This window comes from Streptomyces endophyticus, assembly GCF_035798155.1.
GTDB classification, from domain to species: Bacteria; Actinomycetota; Actinomycetes; order Streptomycetales; family Streptomycetaceae; genus Streptomyces; species Streptomyces endophyticus.
The window spans coordinates 36,477-51,856 of the sequence record NZ_JAOZYC010000130.1 but is presented as its reverse complement, the minus strand read 5'-3'; the positions used below and the strand labels follow the sequence as shown (position 1 = coordinate 51,856).

The window sequence follows — 15,380 nt, the reverse complement described above, 5'->3', positions numbered from 1 at the left end:
ACGGCGCATCGGTGTACCGGTCAACGGCAGCCGGATGATCCCGGGGTCCCCTCCATGCGGCTGCAGCTTGCTGCAGACCCGCTTCCCCGCCTGTCGACGGGCGATATCTCGTACTAGCGTGCATTTTTATGAACACTCCCAAGATGCAGTCGCGCGTCGCGCGGGACCGGGAATCGCCGGTGAACGGGGGCCCACCGGAGCCGCGCCCGGTGGGAATCGAGGCCGCCGCGACCGCCCCCGTGGCACGCGGTGGCGCGGCCGCCCGCGCCGCCCTCGTGGTGGTGTGGAGCTCCGGGTTCATCTCGGGCACGCTCGGGCTGCGGCACGCGGCGCCCTTCACCTTCGCCTGCCTGCGGTTCGTCATCGCCGGCGGCCTGCTGCTCGCGATCGCACTCGCCCGGGGTGTCCGACTGCCCCGCGGCCGGCCGCTGTTCCACCTGGCCGTCGCGGGCGTGCTCGTCCAGGGGCTGCAGTTCTCCAGCATCTACGTCGGCATGGACCTCGGCGTCCCGTCAGGGGTCGCGGCGCTCGTCATCGCCCTCTACCCCCTGGTCGCCTCGCTGATCGCCGTACCCGTCCTCGGTGAGCACATCACCAGGGGGCAGGTGCTCGGCCTCGCGCTCGGCCTCGGCGGAGTGGTGCTCGCCGTCTGGGACAGACTGCACGTGGGCGGCGGCCACCTGGCCGGGATCGCCTTCCTGTTCCTCGGCCTCCTCGGCATCTCCGCGGGCACGGTCTGGCAGAAACTGCACTGCCAGGGCATGGAACCGGTCAGCGGCAACGCCGTCCAGCTCATCGCCGCCGCGGCCGCCACGCTCGTCCCCGCGCTGCTCGCGGAGGGATTCGACGTCACCTTCGCCGCCGGGTTCTGGCCGGTGCTGCTGTGGGCCGCGCTCATCAACTCCATCGTCGGCGTCGGCCTCCTCTACCACCTGCTCCAACGCGACGGCACGAGCCAGGTCAGCAGCCTCTTCTACCTGGTCCCCATGGTCACGGCCGCCTTCGCCGCGGTACTGCTCCACCAGGACCTCGGCCCCCTCACGCTGGGCGGCCTCGCCCTGGCCACGGGAGGCACACTCCTGGCGAACCGGATCGGACACGGGGCTCGGCGGTCATCGGGTTCCGGGTGAACGGTCGTCCGGGGGTGCCGCCGTAAGGACGTGCCCTGCCAAATGGGAGTTGGACCGTAGAGCCGTCTGTTCGGAACCCATCCGCAACCGGAGCGGAACCTGCGGTCAGGCCTGTCCGGCCCAATGCTCCTCGTAGTGCCTGGCGACTGCGATCAGTGCGTCATCCAGCCCCAAGAAGTTCCTTCCGAGCGTTCGGTTGACGAATTCATGAGGCATCACGCCGTACGCCGCCCAGTCGCCGCCAAGGGGAGCGGCCCATCCAATCGCCAGATTCGGGTCTTCGGCGCGCCACATCTGGAATGTCTCGCCCTCCGGGTCGTGCCGGAACTTCTCGTTCGTCACGGTCAGCCCCATCGATGCAAGCCGGGCTCCGAGTTCCCTGCTGACTTTCGGCACAGCGCCGCCTCTCTTCGCAGTCCTTCTGGCACGGACCGAAACCCGCGCCAACTCGCGCTATGGGAGCGGTGGTTGGAGCGATCTGCGGTCGTGATTCAACGGAGTGTGGCATGTGTACGGCTCGACCAACACCGTGCCTCACACGCTCCAGTGGGGGCTGGCCCGTGTACGTGACCGATCGACCGACGGTCCCGGCGGGACGGCTGTCCTCCAGGCGGTGCCGGGCGAGCAGTGCGGCGGCGATGAGTGGAATCGAGAGCAGGAACGGGATGCGCCAGCCGTACGACTCCAGCTGTGCGTCGCTCAGTACCGTCGTGACGGTGCCGGCGACCAGGGCCGCGGTGCCACCGCCGACAGCGACGCCGACCGGGGTGAAGGCGCCGAAGAAGCCGCGCTTGCCGGGCGGGGCGGACTCGGCGAGATAGGTGGCCGAACCGGTCACCTCACCACCGGCGAAGAACCCCTGGACGAGCCGGACGAGGAGCAGAGCCAGGGGCGCGGCCGTTCCCACGGATGCCGCCGTGGGCAGCAGGCCGACGGCAGCGGTGGCGCTGCCCATGCCGACCACGGTGACCACGAGGACGGGCTTGCGTCCCAGCCGGTCGCCGAGCCTGCCGAGGACGATGCCGCCGATGGGGCGCATGAGGAAGGCGCTGCCGAAGACGGCGAGCGTGGCGAGGAGGGAAGCGGTGGGATTGTCGCTGGGGAAGAAGTGCGGCCCGATGACGACGGCGAGGTAGCCGTAGACGCCGAACTCGTAGTACTCGATGGCCGTTCCGGCCGCGGCGGCGAAGGCGGCCCGGCGCGGACGCCGGTCGGCCGTCTCGCTGCGGGGCTGGGCGCTGGGCGCCGGTGGGTGCGTTGGTACCGTCGTCATGGGAGTCCTCCGGATCTGACATGTCCTGTGCCGGGATGTGCTGTCAGTCGTGCGGGGCTCGTCTGCTGTGAGGCGGACGGGACGTGCGCGGCCCGGGGCCCTTCACGGAGGTCGTCGGAGGGATGCCAGTCCCTCCGACGACCGCCGCGTCACTGCCGGTTCGGGCCGTGTGCCGGGGATCGCTCAGACGGCGAAGAGCTGTGACAGGTCGGCGAACGCCTTGAACTCCAGGGCGTTGCCCGCCGGGTCGAGGAAGAACATGGTCCACTGCTCGCCGGGCTCGCCCTCGAACCGCACGTAGGGGTCGATGACGAAGTCGGTGCCGATGTCGGTGAGTCGGCCCGCGAGCTCCTTGAACTCCTCGACGGGCAGGACCAGTCCGAAGTGGGGGACCGGTACCTGGTGGCCGTCGACGGGGTTGGTGCCGGCGACGCCGTCACGGGTCTTCTTCGGGGTGCCGTCGCCGACCTGGTGGGTGACGACCTGGTGGCCGCCGAAGTTCCAGTCGATCCACTTGGTGTCGGAGCGCCCCTCGCTGAATCCGAGGACCTCACCGTAGAACTTGCGGGCGGCTTCGATGTCGTCGACGGGGACAGCCAGGTGGAAGGGGACGAGGCTCATGTGCTTTCTCCTTCTGTGAAGTCGTTCCGGGACACGTTCCGGGAACTCGTTTTATGGGTAATTACGGGTCTTTCATTGGCGGTTGGCCGGCCGGTGGTCAGCCAATGGGGAGGAGCCGCAGCTCGTCACCGGGGACGCTCTGGGCAACCAGATCGGTGTCGGCATCGGTGACGACTCCGACGACGGGGTAGCCGCCGGTCACCGGGTGGTCGGAGAGGAAGACGATGGGTTCTCCGGACGGGGGTACCTGGATCGCCCCGCGGACGGTGCCCTCGCTGGGAAGGTCGACGGAACCGATCTCCAGCGGCGGGCCGGTGAGTCGGGCGCCGACGCGGTCCGCCTGAGCCGAGATCCGCCAGCTCGTGTCGGCGAGGCGCCGCAGGTCGGCGGCGTCGAAGAGGTCGTGTCTCGGCCCCCAGCGGAACCGGGCCGTGACCCGGCCGCCGCACGGCACCCGGCTGAAGGCCAGTTCCAGGGGGACGTCGGGGACCGTACGGGCGGAGCCGAGACGCAGTGTCGAGCCGCTGCGGACGGCTTCCGGGCCGAGCCCGGTCAGGGAGTCACGCGCGGCCGAGCCGAGTACGAGGTCCGCCTCGATGCCCCCACTGATCGCCACATACGTACGGCAGCCGACCCACGGACGCCCCAGCGTGAGCCGGGAACCCGCCGGCACGTACACGCGGACGGGATCCGCGACGCGCGCACCGTCCAGCGTGACCGGCACAGGGGCGCCGGTGACGGCGACGTAACGGGAGACGGACAGTGTCAACTCCAGCCCACCGAGCGTGACTTCGAGAGCGGGAGTGTTCTCCGCATTGCCGACCAGGCGATTGGCCAGGGTAAAACTGCGGCGGTCGGCGGGGCCCGCACGCGGAACACCCAGATGGGCCAGGCCCGTTCGGCCGAGATCCTGGATGCTCGTTGCGACACCTGCCCGCACGATGTTCAGTTGGGCGACGGGGCGGCCGGTGCAGGGGGCGGCCGTGGGGCTGGAGGGCGGGCTGAGCAGCGTGGTCATGGTGACACCACCTCGAACACGACGCGGTCGCCCACGGCGAGACGGTTCGGGGGCTGCGCCTCCACGTCCCACAGCCGGACGTCCGTGGTGCCTATCTGGTGCCAACCACCGGGGGTGCCACCGGGGTAGACCACGGTCTGGTTTCCGGCGATGGCCACGATCCCGGCCGCCACCCGTGCGCGCGGGCTCGACAGGCGTGGCAGTCGCAGCGCCTCCGACACCCCGTCCACGTAGGCGAATCCGGGGGCGAAGCCGAAGAACGCCACTGTGTGTTCACCCTTCGCGTGCAGCCGGGCCACTTCCTGCGGGGACAGGCCGGTGCGTTCGGCGACGGACGGCAGGTCCGGGCCGTCGTAGCGCACGGGGACGGTGACGGTACGGCTGTGGACCCCAATCCCGGTGCCCACCCCGGTGTGACGCTCCCTCAGTACGGCGCGCAGATCGGCGGCCAGCCGCTCCATCCGGGCGATGTCGTCCGCCACCACCAGCACCGTCTTGGCGGCCGGGACGACCTCCTGTACGTAGCGTGACCAGGACTGTTCCCGGATCGCCTTCGCCACCGTCGCCGGGGCCCGTTCCGCGCACTCAACGAGCCAGCCGCGATCGCCCGCGCGCCGCAGCGCCGTCATGAAGGAACTCCCGTGCCCACCAACTGTCCGGGCTCCACCAGGTCGATCCCGCGCAGCGCTGACTCCGTACGGACGGCGGCGGCCAGGCCGACCGCTCCGGGAGTGTCGCTGTGCACGCACAGCGCGGCCACGGCGCCGTCGTCCGGGGCGACGCGCACGGTACGGCCGCTGACCGCGCGCACGGTGCCCTCCTCCGCCATCTGCGCGGCCCGCTCCGCGGCCTCGGACGGATCGGTGATCAGCGCGCCCGGGGCGGACCGGGGAACCAGGAGGCCCTCGTCGGTGTAGCCGCGGTCGATGAATCCCTCCGCCAACGGCCGCAGTCCTGCCACGACGGCCCGCGTCCAGACCTCGGTGCGCGGCTGGCACAGCAGCGGCAACTCCCTGTCGTACAGGGCCACGGCCTCCACGAGCGCCTCGGCGTGCCCGGGGTGCCGCGCCGAGACGTTGTAGAGCGCGCCGTGTGCCTTGACGTAGCTGACGCGGCTGTCGGCGAGACGGGCGAAGGCTTCCAACGCGCCTATCTGGTACAGGAGTTCATTGACGAGGGTCGGTGGCGGGACGTCGATGAAACGTCGCCCGAAACCCGCCAGGTCCCGGTAGGAGACCTGCGCGCCGATCGCCACACCGCGCTCGGCGCTCTGCGCACACGTGCGGCGCAGGATGTCGGGGTCGCCGGCGTGGAACCCGCAGGCCACGTTGGCCGCCGTGACCTGATCGAGCAACTCGCCCTCGTCGCCGGGTCCCCATACGCCGAAGCCCTCTCCGACATCGGTGTTCACCGCGACCGCCGTCACCGGTTGGACCCCGCCCAGTACTGCTGCAGGGCGCCGTTGCTGTTCTCCCACGCCGCGTGCAGGCCCTGCTGGCCGCCGTCGATGTGCGCCACGATCTGCCGGGCCAACTCCTCGGCGTTGCCGTCCTTCACCGCCTGCACCATTGCGGCGTGTTCGTGCTGCACCCGCTCGTAGGCCGAGGTGCCGTGCACGTAGAAACGCGAGTAGGGCTCCAGCCGGTGGTACATCTGCGAGATGACCTCGTAGCGCAGCGGCAACCTGGACATGCGATACATGTCCAGGTGGAAGGCGAGATTGGTACGGGACCAGGCGTCGGCGCCCGTCTCGTGGACACGGTCCATGTCGGCGACCATCTCCTCGAACCGGCCGATGTCCCGGCGGGAGGCGCGGTCGGTGACGTGCTCGGCGAAGCTCGGCTCGACCAGTCGGCGCAGCGTGTAGATCTCGTCGATCTCGTCCAGGTCGAGCGCGGTCACGAAGGTGCCCCGCCCCGCGGAGCGCAGCAGACCCTCGCTGATCAGTGTGCGCATGGCCTCCCGCAGGGGGATCCGGCTCACCCCGAACCGGTCCGCGAGCTCCTCCTGGACGAGACGGTGCCCCGGCGGATAGATGCCCTCGACGACCAGCCGACGCAACTCGTCCGTGACGGCGTCCGTGCTCATCGCGTCGGCGCGCCGTGTTCGATCAGCTCCACTCATATCCAATGTATACATTGGATCCGGTGGATACGGAAAGGGGTGCGGGCAGAGTTAACTGCTCAACGTGGTGGAGGGGCCAGGGCCGGGAAGCAGCGGTCACTGGTCCATGACATCGCACACCCCTGCCAGGCTTCCGTCGGTCACCACCGGCGAGAGCGGCGGCACCGACCGCAGCCCGAAGGGAGGATCCACGCATGGAGAGCTCCAACAGTTCGAAGAAGGCGCTGGGTGCGCAGGGCCCGCCACGGCGGTGCACCCTGCCCGCGTCACGGCCGCCCCGTTTCGTCGGACACGGGTGATCACTCAAGCTGGTGAGCGCGCTCGGGACGGGCGGGACCCTCACCTACGAGTCATCAGCAGGCAGGCCGTCGCGTGGGCGCCGCCGGCCCGGACAGTGCCGGTGCCAGCCAGCGGTTGAGGAGGGTGCGTAGGCGGGTCTCGTCCTGTGGGGACTCCCCGGGGTGCTGGAGCAGCGATGTCAGGAGGCGCATGATCATCTCGGCGAGGCCGTCGAGGTCCTCCTCGCCGATGCCCGCGGCGGACCAGTCGACGGGGAAGCGCTGCAGCATCTTGGCGCCGTAGACGATGGTGTCGCTCGTGGTGGCGCCGCGGCCGAATGCGGTGGTGTCGCCGAGTTGCAGCAGAAGGCTCAGGCGTGGCTCGGTGGGGATGGTCCGTACGCAGAAGACCATGCCCTCGACCACGGCTTCGGCCGGGTCGGTGATGCCCTGAAGGTGCGTGATCATCAGGTCGACGAACGACTCGGCGCCCTGGGCCGCCACTTCGGCGATGATGTCGCTGAGACGCCCGAAGTGGCGGTACACGGTCTGGCGGGTGACGCCGAGTTCTCCGGCGACGTCGGACAGGGTCGTCTTCGTGACGCCGTGCCGGTCGACGCAGCGGGCCGTCGCGTCGATGATCCGCTGCCGCGCCTCCGCGTCCGAAGCGGGAGGTCGGCCTCCCCAGCCGTGGTGCCCCATGGCCTCAGGATCCCACAGGCTCCACGGCCCGTTGGGGCCTGGTCGCTCGGAGAGCGGCCACGACCAGGCCGGTCGCGACGACGGCGCACAGGACGGTGTACCAGAGGCTGCCGGTCGGTGTGCCCTGCTCGGTGACGCCGCCGGACGCCGCGACGTAGGCCGGCAACGCGACCAGCCAGAGCACGACAAGGACGCCGAGGTACAGGGCCGGGTAGACGCGTGCGAACAGTGGCGACGCGGACGTGGACGCGGGCGCGGGCGCGCCAGGGGGCGAGGTCGGGTCCGTGCGCCGTGCGCGCCAGGTGTCCGCGAGCAGATAGAGGCCGACGATCCAGACCAGGGCGATCTCGACGCCGAGGACGGCACGCTGGATGCCGATCTGGTCCCCGCCCCGGAAGAGGTTGCTGGGCACACCGGCGATGCCCATCGCCAGGGGTGTCAGGACACCGGCGGCGACGGTGCGCAGGCCGACCTGACGGCCGGTGAGCGTGGCCCGGCCGTCGCGCGCGCCGACCATCCGTACGACGAGGTAGGTCATCGCGCCGAAGGACACCGAGGCGAACAGGAACATGCTGTTCATCGGGACCGAGGCGAGCGCCGGCTCGTTGATCATCTTGTTGCCGGGGTTCCAGGCCCACCACTTCAGCTGCGGCCCGAGCTGATCGAAGATCTCGTAGAACACCTGGCAGACGAACGCGACGGCCATGGAACCGGCCAGCGGGCCGCGCCGGGCGAACAGGCCGAGGACACGGACCAGTTCGTACGCGAGCTGCGACAGCGCCGGGTAGAACGCCACGATGTACAGCGGCAGCCGGTCGTACATGAACTGCACGGTGAACACGTTGTGGGAGAAGATGAACCCGACGTGCTCCTGCAGCCCGAACCAGCTCGGGAAGTAGAGCGGCGGCTCGATCACCGCCAGATAGACGACCGAGGCGAACCACAGCGAGATGTTGACCGGGTCGCCGTCGCGGCGCCACCGCCGCCACGCATGGACGAAGGCGAACAACGCGCCCCCGATAACGAGCAGTTCGAGGAACGGCATGGTGCCGCTCTCGAGACCGAACGGGTTGCGGAAGTCCACGACGGGAGCCGCGTCGTGGCAGGAGAAGCCGAGCCCTTCCGCGAGGCGCTCGGCCGCGGAGTCGCATGAGTAGCCCATTCGTCACTCCTCCAGTCAGTCGAACTTGGTGGCTCAGTCGTTGACGAGGTCGGTCTCGCTGGCGGGCGAGCGGTCGTCCCGCGCGTAGGCGTGGGCGTTGGCCTTGGTGATTCCGGTGAAGTCGGTGCCGGGCGGGTCCTGTTGGTCGTCGAAACCGTGCGGCACGACCGTGCGCCCGAAGAGTTCGCGCACCTTGTAGCGTGCGATACGGAGCCAGAACCGTGGGTCGGTGGCCATCTCGCGGAGCGACTTGTCGAGGTTGAAGACCTGGGTGAACGTCCGCTCCACGTAGTCGTCCTCACGGCTCGTGGCGGTGATGGCGTTGAAGACCGGCCAGCTCAGGCGCGCGGCGATCCTGCGGCGCCAGGCGGGGACGACCTCGCTCCCGGTCGCGAAGTCATAGGCCTGGTCGCGGGCCATCGCGAGCATCCAGGGCACGTCGAGCGACTTCTTCTGCCGCGTGAGGAACTCGCGGAAGAAGGCGGCGTCGAGGGCGTCGCGGCCGCGCAGCAGCTCGGCCAGGATGAGCGCGGAACGGGCCGCCGAGCTCATCCCCTGGGCGTAGAACGGGTTGAACGCGCAGATCGAGTCGCCGACACTCACCAGGCCGAGGGGTGGCCGGTCCAGCAGGTCGAAGCGGCGCCACTTGTTGCCGGTCGAGCGGGTGAGGTGCACCTCGGAGGTGGGTGTGCAGTCATGCATCGCCTGCCCGAAGGGTGCCGCCCGCACGCGGTCCGCCGCGGCCTCGAAGGCGTCGACCTCGCGCGGCATCCGCAGGCCCCACGCCCCCATGCACACGATGGCCCGATCGCCCTCGATCGGGAAGAAGTTGCTGAGGAACTCGTGCTCCTCGGGGTGGTCGCCGGTGTCCTGGGTCGGGGTGACGACCAGGTGCTTCCACCACCACGACGCGGGGCGCCGGTCGGCGGGCGGCAGGTCGTACCACCGTGAGGTGTAGGTGACCTTGGCGTCGAGGGTCTTCTCCGCCGCCGCGGGCCACCCCGCCTCGCTGAGCCAGTCCGCCACGGAGGAGCCGCGCCCCAGCGCGTCGACCACCAGGTCGGCGGGAAGGGAGCCCGATTCGTCGCCCGTACGGAAGTCAACTCCCTCTACGCGTCCGGCCGTTGTGCCGCCCTCGGTGGTACGCAGCCCGGTGACGCTCACGCCCTCGCGGATCTCGATGGCCGGGAGTTCGCGGGCCTTGTCGCGCAGGACCCGCTCGATGAGCACGCGGGAGCTGTAGACCATCGTCATCGAACTGGACTTGCGCGCGGCCCAGCCGTCGTTCTCGCAGTACGCCGCGTCCAGCGACGGCATCAGGAGCATCCCGCCGGCGGCGATCAGCGCCTCCTCGAAGCCGGGGAAGATCTCACCGATCGCGCGGCGCCCGGAGTTGAGCAGGAAGTGCGGGTGCTTGCTCTGCGGCACGCCGCGTCGGTGCTCGGCGTCCGGCGGGAGTTGGTCCCGCTCCAGGACGATCACCTTGTCGAAATGGTTCGCCAGCACTCCCGCGGCACACAGCCCCGCGACGCTTCCGCCGAGCACGACGGCCGTCTTTCCCCGCATGATTCCTCCATTCATACACGTCATGACTGAATGTGTGATTGGTGGCAGCGGAAGCTAACAGGTGCGCCTCGAAGGTGCCAGGCTTTATGCGGGGCCTGTTGGACGACGTGACCGCAACGGTCCGAGTGGGTCGGCGTGGTGGCTCGTGGTTCAAGACGGTTCGGATACCGGTGTTGCCGGGATGTTCGGGCCTCGCGCGGTGCTCAGTGCAGGTTGAAGACGCGTCGTGCGTTGTCGGACAGGAACAGGTTCGTGGCTTCCTCGTCCAGGTCCAGTTCGCCGAGGTGTTCCAACGCCCGGCCCGGAGTGATCATGGGGTAGTTGGTGCCGAACAGGACCTTCCTGCGGCCCCGGCCGCGGAGGTAGTCGACCAGTTCCGGCGGGTAGCGGCGGGTGGTGTACGCGCTGGTGTCGATGTGGACGTTCGCGTGCTTGTCGGCGACCGCGATCATTTCGGTGGTCCACGGGTAGCCGATGTGTCCGCACACGATGGTCAGTTCGGGGAAGTCGAGCGCGACCTGGTCGATGTACGGGATGGGGCGGCCGGTCTCCGACGGGCGCAGCGGGCCGGTGTGTCCGACCTGGGTGCAGAACGGGATGCCGAGGTCGACGCAGGCGGCGTACAACGGGTAGTACAGCCGGTCGGTGGGCGGGAGTTGCCACAGCCACGGCACGATCCGCAGGGCCACGAAGCCGAGTTCCTCCACGGCGCGGCGCAGTTCCCGCACGGCCTGGACCGGCCGGGTGAGGTCCGCGCCGGCCACCCCGCGCAGCCGCCCCTCGGACTCGGCGACGAACGCGGCCACTTCGTCGTTGCTGATCAGCGGCCCCTGCGGTCCGTACCAGGCCGCCGACAGGCCGATCTCGACGTCGGCCGCGGCCATCGCGGCCACCGTGGCCTTGACCGGCAACGGCTCCTCCAGCAGGCCCTGCCCCGTCCACCGGCGCAGCGACTCGAACATCTCGTGGTTGGAGTGACGCAGCGTGGGGTGCTGCATCCACGCATCGATGACCGGCATCAGGTTCCGTGCCCTCTCTTCCGGCGGCTTCGGCGCCACTGCGCCGAAGCCTGCTAAGCGAACGCTTACCCGCACCCTAGTAGGCGCGTTATCGCTCGTCGAGGACACCAGGGGTGTCGTGCAGGACCACGCTCTGTTGCAGCGGGACGCGACCCACGTCGATGTCGTGCATCGGTGATGTCCGATCGCCGACGCCGAAGGAGATACCGAACAGCAGCTTCAGCTCCGAGGGGACACCGAGGGATGCCCGGACCGTGTCGGCGTATTGGCCGACGATGGCCTGCGGGATGCCGTGGTAGCCCCGTGCGGTCAGGGAGAGCAGGAAGTTCTGGGCGTACATGCCGATGTCGCCGGCCGTCCGCACCCCGTCGCCGAGTATCGGCATGAACAGCAGGGCGACATGGGGTGCTCCGTAGAACCTCAGGTTCTCCCGTACGACCTCCCTTCGGCCTTCCCGGTCCGAGCGCTGGATGCCGCGAGTTCCGTAGACGACGGCCGCGTGCTGGTGTGAGCGCTGTTGGTAGACGCCGTTGCCGTAGCCGGTGGCGAAGTCGGCCGAGGGCCGATCCTCTTCGTACGCCTTGAGGAGGGCCTCGCTCAGCGAGTCGCGTGCTGCGCCCGAGGCGATGTGGACGTGCCACGGCTGGGTGTTGCTGTTCGAGGGTGTCGTCCGGGCGTCTTCGAGGATGCCTCGGATGTCCGCGGCGGGCAGGGGGGTGGGCTGGAACTGCCGGGGCGAGTGCCTGGCCCGGACGAGTTCGGTGAAGGACGGAGCAGGGGTGGGCAAGGCGGTTCCCTTCGAATCAGTGATGCCTGCGGCGTCGGGCGCCGTCACCGGTGGGCGGCGCGGTTCATCTCGACGACGTCGTCCACGGTGGGGTTGGCCCCGAGGGTGGCGAAGCGTTCCATCATGCTGTCGCGGACGGCCGCGTCCTTGTCCCGGTCGGCCGCGGCCAGGGCGGCCGGCAGCTCGTCCAGGGTGAGTTCGGTGCAGTACGCGGGGCCCATCGGCTGCTGACGCCAGGAGTCGGCCAGTGCCCCGGCGTCGTACGGGTCGAAGCCGGTGTCGTCCACCAGGGACATGGCCACCCGCTTGGCCTCGTCGGAATCGCCGGCGACCGGGATGGCGATACGGCCCGGTGTGCCCGCCGGGAGGCCCCTGGTGCGCTGGGTCTCGGCGAGGGCCGCGTTCCACGCCTTGACCACCGGGCGGCCGAGGAGTTCGGAGGTGTGCGCGCTCTCCACGGCGCCGTTCTCGACGGCCTCGATCCGGCCACTGAGGTGCGGGTAGTAGTTGGAGGTGTCGATGACCACCGTCTCGGCGGGCACGGAGGCGAACAGGTCGGCCAACTGCCCCGCCACGCCGAAGGGGATCGCCAGGATGACGGCGTCCTTGCCCTGGACGCTGCCCTCCAGCGGCACGGCGCGGGCGCCGGTCTCCAGCACGTCGGGCGCGATGGCCTGACGGCCGCGGGCGTCCGCGACCTCGACGTCGTGACCGGCTCCGCTGAGCTTGCGGGCGAGGTTCCCGCCGATTGCGCCGACGCCGATAACGGTGAGTTTCATGATTTGTCCCTTGGAAAGTTGCACTGCTTCAGGGCAGCGCGAGGCGATGGGTGTGCGAGGCGATGGGTGTGCGGGGTGATGGGTGTGCGAGGGGATAGGTGTGCGGGGGAGGGGCGTCCGGCGGGTTACGCCTGAGTGCCCTGCTGGCGGTAACCGGTGGCGATGAGCGCGCGGACCCGGTCCAGGGACTCCTCGTCGGTGGCGCCCGCGCCCTTGAGCCAGGCGACCGAGACGGCCGCGAGGAACAGGTCGTATCCCCGCACCGACTCGCGTACGTGCCCCGCCCGTTGCGCGGCCCGCACGTACTCCTCCGTGGCGGAGATGACGGTGTCACAGGGGAGGGTGAGTGGATTGTCCGGATCCTGCGCCCTGGCCGCGGCCATGAGTGGCTCCGGCAGCCCGCTGAAGGCGCTGAAGTACTCCTCCAGCGCACGCAGCCACTGCTCCAACGCCGCCACGGGGTCACCGAGTTGCGCGATGTCCGCCTGGCGGGCCACCAGCTCCTCGGAGCGCGTCTGCAGCACGGCCGCCAGCAGTGCCTCCCGGGTGGGGAAGTGCCGGTACAGGGTGCCGGCTCCCACGCCCGCCTCCTTGGCCACCGCCTCCAGGGATGTGCCGACCCCGTGCGTGAGGAAGTGACGCTGCGCGGCCTCCAGGAGGGCGGTGCGGTTGCGCTGGACGTCCGCACGGGGCTTGCGTGCCTGCTGTCCGTTGGCGCTCATGCGTCCTCCCGGGCGGTGCGATGGTGCGGCCTTCACAAAACGGAGGCTGTCTCCGTTCTCATTCGAGAGTAAAACGGAGACAGCCTCCGGTCAAGTTCAAGTCGGCCGGACCTCCGGCGCCGCAGCTCAGGGCCGGCCGCCCGGTCACGGCTTCGCGCCTTTCGCCGCACCGTTCGCCTCAGCGCGCTGTCCAGCCCCCGTCCACGTACAGCTCCGAGCCGGTGACGAAGCTCGCGTCGGGTGAGGCGAGGAAGGCCACCGCGCCCGCCACCTCGTCGGTGCGGCCGAGGCGTCCCATGGGGGTGCCCTCGACCATGGCGGTGTGTCGCGGGGTGCCCTGCCACAGTTCGCGCGAGAGGGGTGTCTCGATGAATCCGGGGTGGATCGAGTTGACCCGCACGCCGCGCTGGGCCCAGTGAAGCGCGGCGTTCTTGGTCATCAGCCGGACCGCGCCCTTGGCCGCGTGGTACGAGAACTGGCTGCCGAAGCCGCCGACCGTTCCGAAGATCGAGGCGACGTTGACGATCGAGCCGCCGCCGGAGCGCTCGATCGCCGGCCCGGCGTGCTTCATGCCGAGCCAGACGCCGGTCTGGGTGACCGCGATGACCTTGTTCCAGGAGTCCTGGGTCTCCGTCTCCACCGTCCGCATCTCGGCGATGCCCGCGTTGTTCACGAGCACGGACAGGCCGCCCAGTTCACGGACCACCCGGTCGACGGCGGTGCGCCATGCCTCCTCGTCGGTGACGTCGAGGGCCAGGCCGATCGCCCGCGCCCCCGCGTCCGTCAACTCCTTTGCCAGCGCCTCGCATCGGCCCGCGTCGATGTCGGTGACGGCCACCGCGGCGCCCTCGGCGGCCAGTCGGCGCGCGACGGCCTCACCGATGCCGCCGGTGGCGCCGGTGATCAGGGCGATCTGTCCGGTCAGTCGGTCACTCACGGGCTCTCCTTGATTCGGGTCTCGGTTCTCGGGGTGGGTGTCCAGTGCCTCGGCGCGGTTCGGCGCGGTTCGACGCGGTCCGAGACGGTGACGTCGGCCGACTCGGTCGCCCGCGTCGGGGCCCGGCCGCGATTCAGTCGGGGATCAGCGCCGCCCGGCCCTGCGTCAGACCCTGCCGCAGGCGGGCGAACGCCTCCGGTGCCGCCGAAAGCGGAAACCGTTCCGTCTCGACCTTGAGTGCTCCCTTGTGGGCCAGCGCGACGACCTCGGCGAGCTCGGCGCGTGGTCCCCAGAAGGGCAGGGAGAGTCGGAAGCCGGTCGGCAGGAACCCCGGCTTACGTACGGTGAGTTGGCCGCCGCCGCTGCCGACCAGCGCGAGCTCGCCACCTGGGCGCAGTGCCGCGACGCCGAGCTCCAGGGTCGCCGTGGTTCCGGCGAAGTCGAGCACGGCGTCCACGCCCGCCCCGCCGGACTGGGCGCGCAGCACGCGTGCCGTGTCCGCGCGCGGCAGCGTGGTGAAGTGTGCGCCGCAGCGCTCCGCGAGGGTCAGGGCCGCTTCGCGGACGTCCACCGCGAGCACGCGGCTCGGGGTCGTCGCGCGCAGGATCTGGACGGCCACGTGGCCGAGCCCGCCGACGCCGACGACCGCGACGGTGGAGTCCTCCGTGAGCAGGTGTCGCAACCCGGCGATGGCGTGGTAAGAGGTGAGGCCCGCGTCGGACAGCGGCGCCGCCTGGTCGGCCGGCAGGTCGCCGATCGGCACCAGGTGGCGGGCCGAGTCCACCAGCACGTGCTCCGCCATCCCGCCGTCCCTGCCCAGGCCGACCCCGTGCCAGGACAACGTGGACCGACGGTCGCAGTAGTTGTCCTGGCCGAGTGCGCAGCGCCCGCAGGCTCCACACCCCCAGGGGCCGTACACCACGCAGCGGTCGCCCAGGCTCAACGCGCCGGAGTCGGCCTCGGGGCCGAACGCTTCCACGTGCCCCGCAACCTCGTGTCCGAGGGTGAAGGGTGGCTCGTAGGGGAGTGTGCCCGCGGGCGCGTCGACGACATGCACATCCGAGTGGCAGAGCCCGGCGGCCTCCACTCGGAGCAGTACTTCGGCCCCTCGGGGCGTCGGTCGCTCGACCTGTGTGAGCACGGGCTCCCGCTCCCATGCGGCAAGGCGTACCGCTTTCATGTTCACCGTCCAGGCTCTTGTCAGTTCGACGCCGGTGACGGTAACAGAGACGAAGTCAGTTCAATAAGGGTCGAGCAGGAGG

Annotated in this window: 16 protein-coding genes; 1 reads left to right on the top strand and 15 read right to left on the bottom strand. The window is 70.2% G+C overall.

The features are described 5' to 3' along the window. The first annotated feature begins 128 nt into the window (after positions 1-128). On the top strand, positions 129-1,130 hold the full coding sequence (locus tag OKJ99_RS22305; RefSeq protein WP_326019003.1) for a DMT family transporter: 1,002 nt from the start codon (positions 129-131) through the stop codon (positions 1,128-1,130). Between the two features lie 205 nt (positions 1,131-1,335). On the opposite strand, the gene OKJ99_RS22300 is transcribed toward OKJ99_RS22305, so the two are convergent. The 15 genes from OKJ99_RS22300 to OKJ99_RS22230 form a co-directional block, all read right to left on the bottom strand. Further along, positions 1,336-2,403 carry an MFS transporter gene (locus tag OKJ99_RS22300; RefSeq protein ID WP_326019001.1) on the bottom strand — a complete coding sequence of 356 codons (1,068 nt, stop codon included), beginning with the start codon at positions 2,401-2,403 and terminating at the stop codon, positions 1,336-1,338. Between the two features lie 183 nt (positions 2,404-2,586). Beyond that, positions 2,587-3,024 (bottom strand): VOC family protein, encoded by a 438-nt coding sequence (locus OKJ99_RS22295; protein WP_326018999.1) that lies wholly within the window; start codon positions 3,022-3,024, stop codon positions 2,587-2,589. 97 nt (positions 3,025-3,121) lie between these two features. Then, entirely contained in the window at positions 3,122-4,042 is a 921-nt protein-coding gene (locus OKJ99_RS22290) for a 5-oxoprolinase subunit C family protein (RefSeq protein WP_326018997.1), read from the bottom strand. Beyond that, the gene (locus OKJ99_RS22285; RefSeq protein WP_326018995.1) at positions 4,039-4,671 is read right to left on the bottom strand and encodes a 5-oxoprolinase subunit B family protein; all 633 of its coding nucleotides are present in this window, start codon (positions 4,669-4,671) and stop codon (positions 4,039-4,041) included. Before OKJ99_RS22285 ends, OKJ99_RS22290 begins: the two co-directional genes overlap by 4 nt. Continuing rightward, positions 4,668-5,468, bottom strand: coding sequence for a LamB/YcsF family protein (locus OKJ99_RS22280; protein WP_326018993.1), 801 nt, complete (start codon positions 5,466-5,468; stop codon positions 4,668-4,670). The genes OKJ99_RS22285 and OKJ99_RS22280 overlap by 4 nt, the downstream gene beginning before the upstream one ends. Next, positions 5,465-6,166, bottom strand: coding sequence for a GntR family transcriptional regulator (locus tag OKJ99_RS22275; protein ID WP_326018991.1), 702 nt, complete (start codon positions 6,164-6,166; stop codon positions 5,465-5,467). Before OKJ99_RS22275 ends, OKJ99_RS22280 begins: the two co-directional genes overlap by 4 nt. Positions 6,167-6,519: 353 nt before the next feature. After that, positions 6,520-7,146, bottom strand: coding sequence for a TetR/AcrR family transcriptional regulator (locus OKJ99_RS22270; RefSeq protein ID WP_326018990.1), 627 nt, complete (start codon positions 7,144-7,146; stop codon positions 6,520-6,522). A gap of 4 nt (positions 7,147-7,150) precedes the next feature. After that, on the bottom strand, positions 7,151-8,308 hold the full coding sequence (locus OKJ99_RS22265; RefSeq protein ID WP_326018988.1) for a hypothetical protein: 1,158 nt from the start codon (positions 8,306-8,308) through the stop codon (positions 7,151-7,153). Positions 8,309-8,341: 33 nt separating this feature from the next. Further along, positions 8,342-9,874, bottom strand: coding sequence for an FAD-dependent oxidoreductase (locus OKJ99_RS22260; protein ID WP_326018986.1), 1,533 nt, complete (start codon positions 9,872-9,874; stop codon positions 8,342-8,344). Positions 9,875-10,077: 203 nt separating this feature from the next. Next, complete coding sequence (locus tag OKJ99_RS22255) at positions 10,078-10,893, bottom strand: amidohydrolase family protein (RefSeq protein ID WP_326018984.1); 816 nt, start codon at positions 10,891-10,893, stop codon at positions 10,078-10,080. Positions 10,894-10,981: 88 nt separating this feature from the next. Then, positions 10,982-11,680, bottom strand: coding sequence for a nitroreductase (locus tag OKJ99_RS22250; RefSeq protein ID WP_326018983.1), 699 nt, complete (start codon positions 11,678-11,680; stop codon positions 10,982-10,984). 44 nt (positions 11,681-11,724) lie between these two features. Further along, positions 11,725-12,459 (bottom strand): NADPH-dependent F420 reductase, encoded by a 735-nt coding sequence (locus tag OKJ99_RS22245; protein WP_326018981.1) that lies wholly within the window; start codon positions 12,457-12,459, stop codon positions 11,725-11,727. Positions 12,460-12,584: 125 nt separating this feature from the next. Further along, a complete protein-coding gene (locus OKJ99_RS22240) occupies positions 12,585-13,181 on the bottom strand; it encodes a TetR/AcrR family transcriptional regulator (RefSeq protein ID WP_326018979.1) in 597 nt (198 codons plus the stop codon). Between the two features lie 178 nt (positions 13,182-13,359). After that, complete coding sequence (locus OKJ99_RS22235) at positions 13,360-14,118, bottom strand: SDR family NAD(P)-dependent oxidoreductase (RefSeq protein ID WP_326018978.1); 759 nt, start codon at positions 14,116-14,118, stop codon at positions 13,360-13,362. Positions 14,119-14,251: 133 nt separating this feature from the next. After that, positions 14,252-15,298, bottom strand: a complete 1,047-nt coding sequence (locus OKJ99_RS22230) for an NAD(P)-dependent alcohol dehydrogenase (protein WP_326018976.1) — start codon at positions 15,296-15,298, stop codon at positions 14,252-14,254. Positions 15,299-15,380: the final 82 nt, after the last annotated feature.

Excerpts from the sequence above, each read along its gene's own strand:
- OKJ99_RS22240 (WP_326018979.1), bottom strand. The coding sequence starts at position 13,181 with ATGAGCGCCAACGGACAGCAGGCACGCAAGCCCCGTGCGGACGTCCAG.
- OKJ99_RS22270 (WP_326018990.1), bottom strand. The coding sequence starts at position 7,146 with ATGGGGCACCACGGCTGGGGAGGCCGACCTCCCGCTTCGGACGCGGAG.
- OKJ99_RS22300 (WP_326019001.1), bottom strand. The coding sequence starts at position 2,403 with ATGACGACGGTACCAACGCACCCACCGGCGCCCAGCGCCCAGCCCCGC.
- OKJ99_RS22255 (WP_326018984.1), bottom strand. The coding sequence starts at position 10,893 with ATGCCGGTCATCGATGCGTGGATGCAGCACCCCACGCTGCGTCACTCC.
- OKJ99_RS22275 (WP_326018991.1), bottom strand. The coding sequence starts at position 6,166 with ATGAGTGGAGCTGATCGAACACGGCGCGCCGACGCGATGAGCACGGAC.
- OKJ99_RS22260 (WP_326018986.1), bottom strand. The coding sequence starts at position 9,874 with ATGCGGGGAAAGACGGCCGTCGTGCTCGGCGGAAGCGTCGCGGGGCTG.
- OKJ99_RS22285 (WP_326018995.1), bottom strand. The coding sequence starts at position 4,671 with ATGACGGCGCTGCGGCGCGCGGGCGATCGCGGCTGGCTCGTTGAGTGC.
- OKJ99_RS22245 (WP_326018981.1), bottom strand. The coding sequence starts at position 12,459 with ATGAAACTCACCGTTATCGGCGTCGGCGCAATCGGCGGGAACCTCGCC.
- OKJ99_RS22305 (WP_326019003.1), top strand. The coding sequence starts at position 129 with ATGAACACTCCCAAGATGCAGTCGCGCGTCGCGCGGGACCGGGAATCG.
- OKJ99_RS22230 (WP_326018976.1), bottom strand. The coding sequence starts at position 15,298 with ATGAAAGCGGTACGCCTTGCCGCATGGGAGCGGGAGCCCGTGCTCACA.
- OKJ99_RS22295 (WP_326018999.1), bottom strand. The coding sequence starts at position 3,024 with ATGAGCCTCGTCCCCTTCCACCTGGCTGTCCCCGTCGACGACATCGAA.
- OKJ99_RS22265 (WP_326018988.1), bottom strand. The coding sequence starts at position 8,308 with ATGGGCTACTCATGCGACTCCGCGGCCGAGCGCCTCGCGGAAGGGCTC.
- OKJ99_RS22290 (WP_326018997.1), bottom strand. The coding sequence starts at position 4,042 with ATGACCACGCTGCTCAGCCCGCCCTCCAGCCCCACGGCCGCCCCCTGC.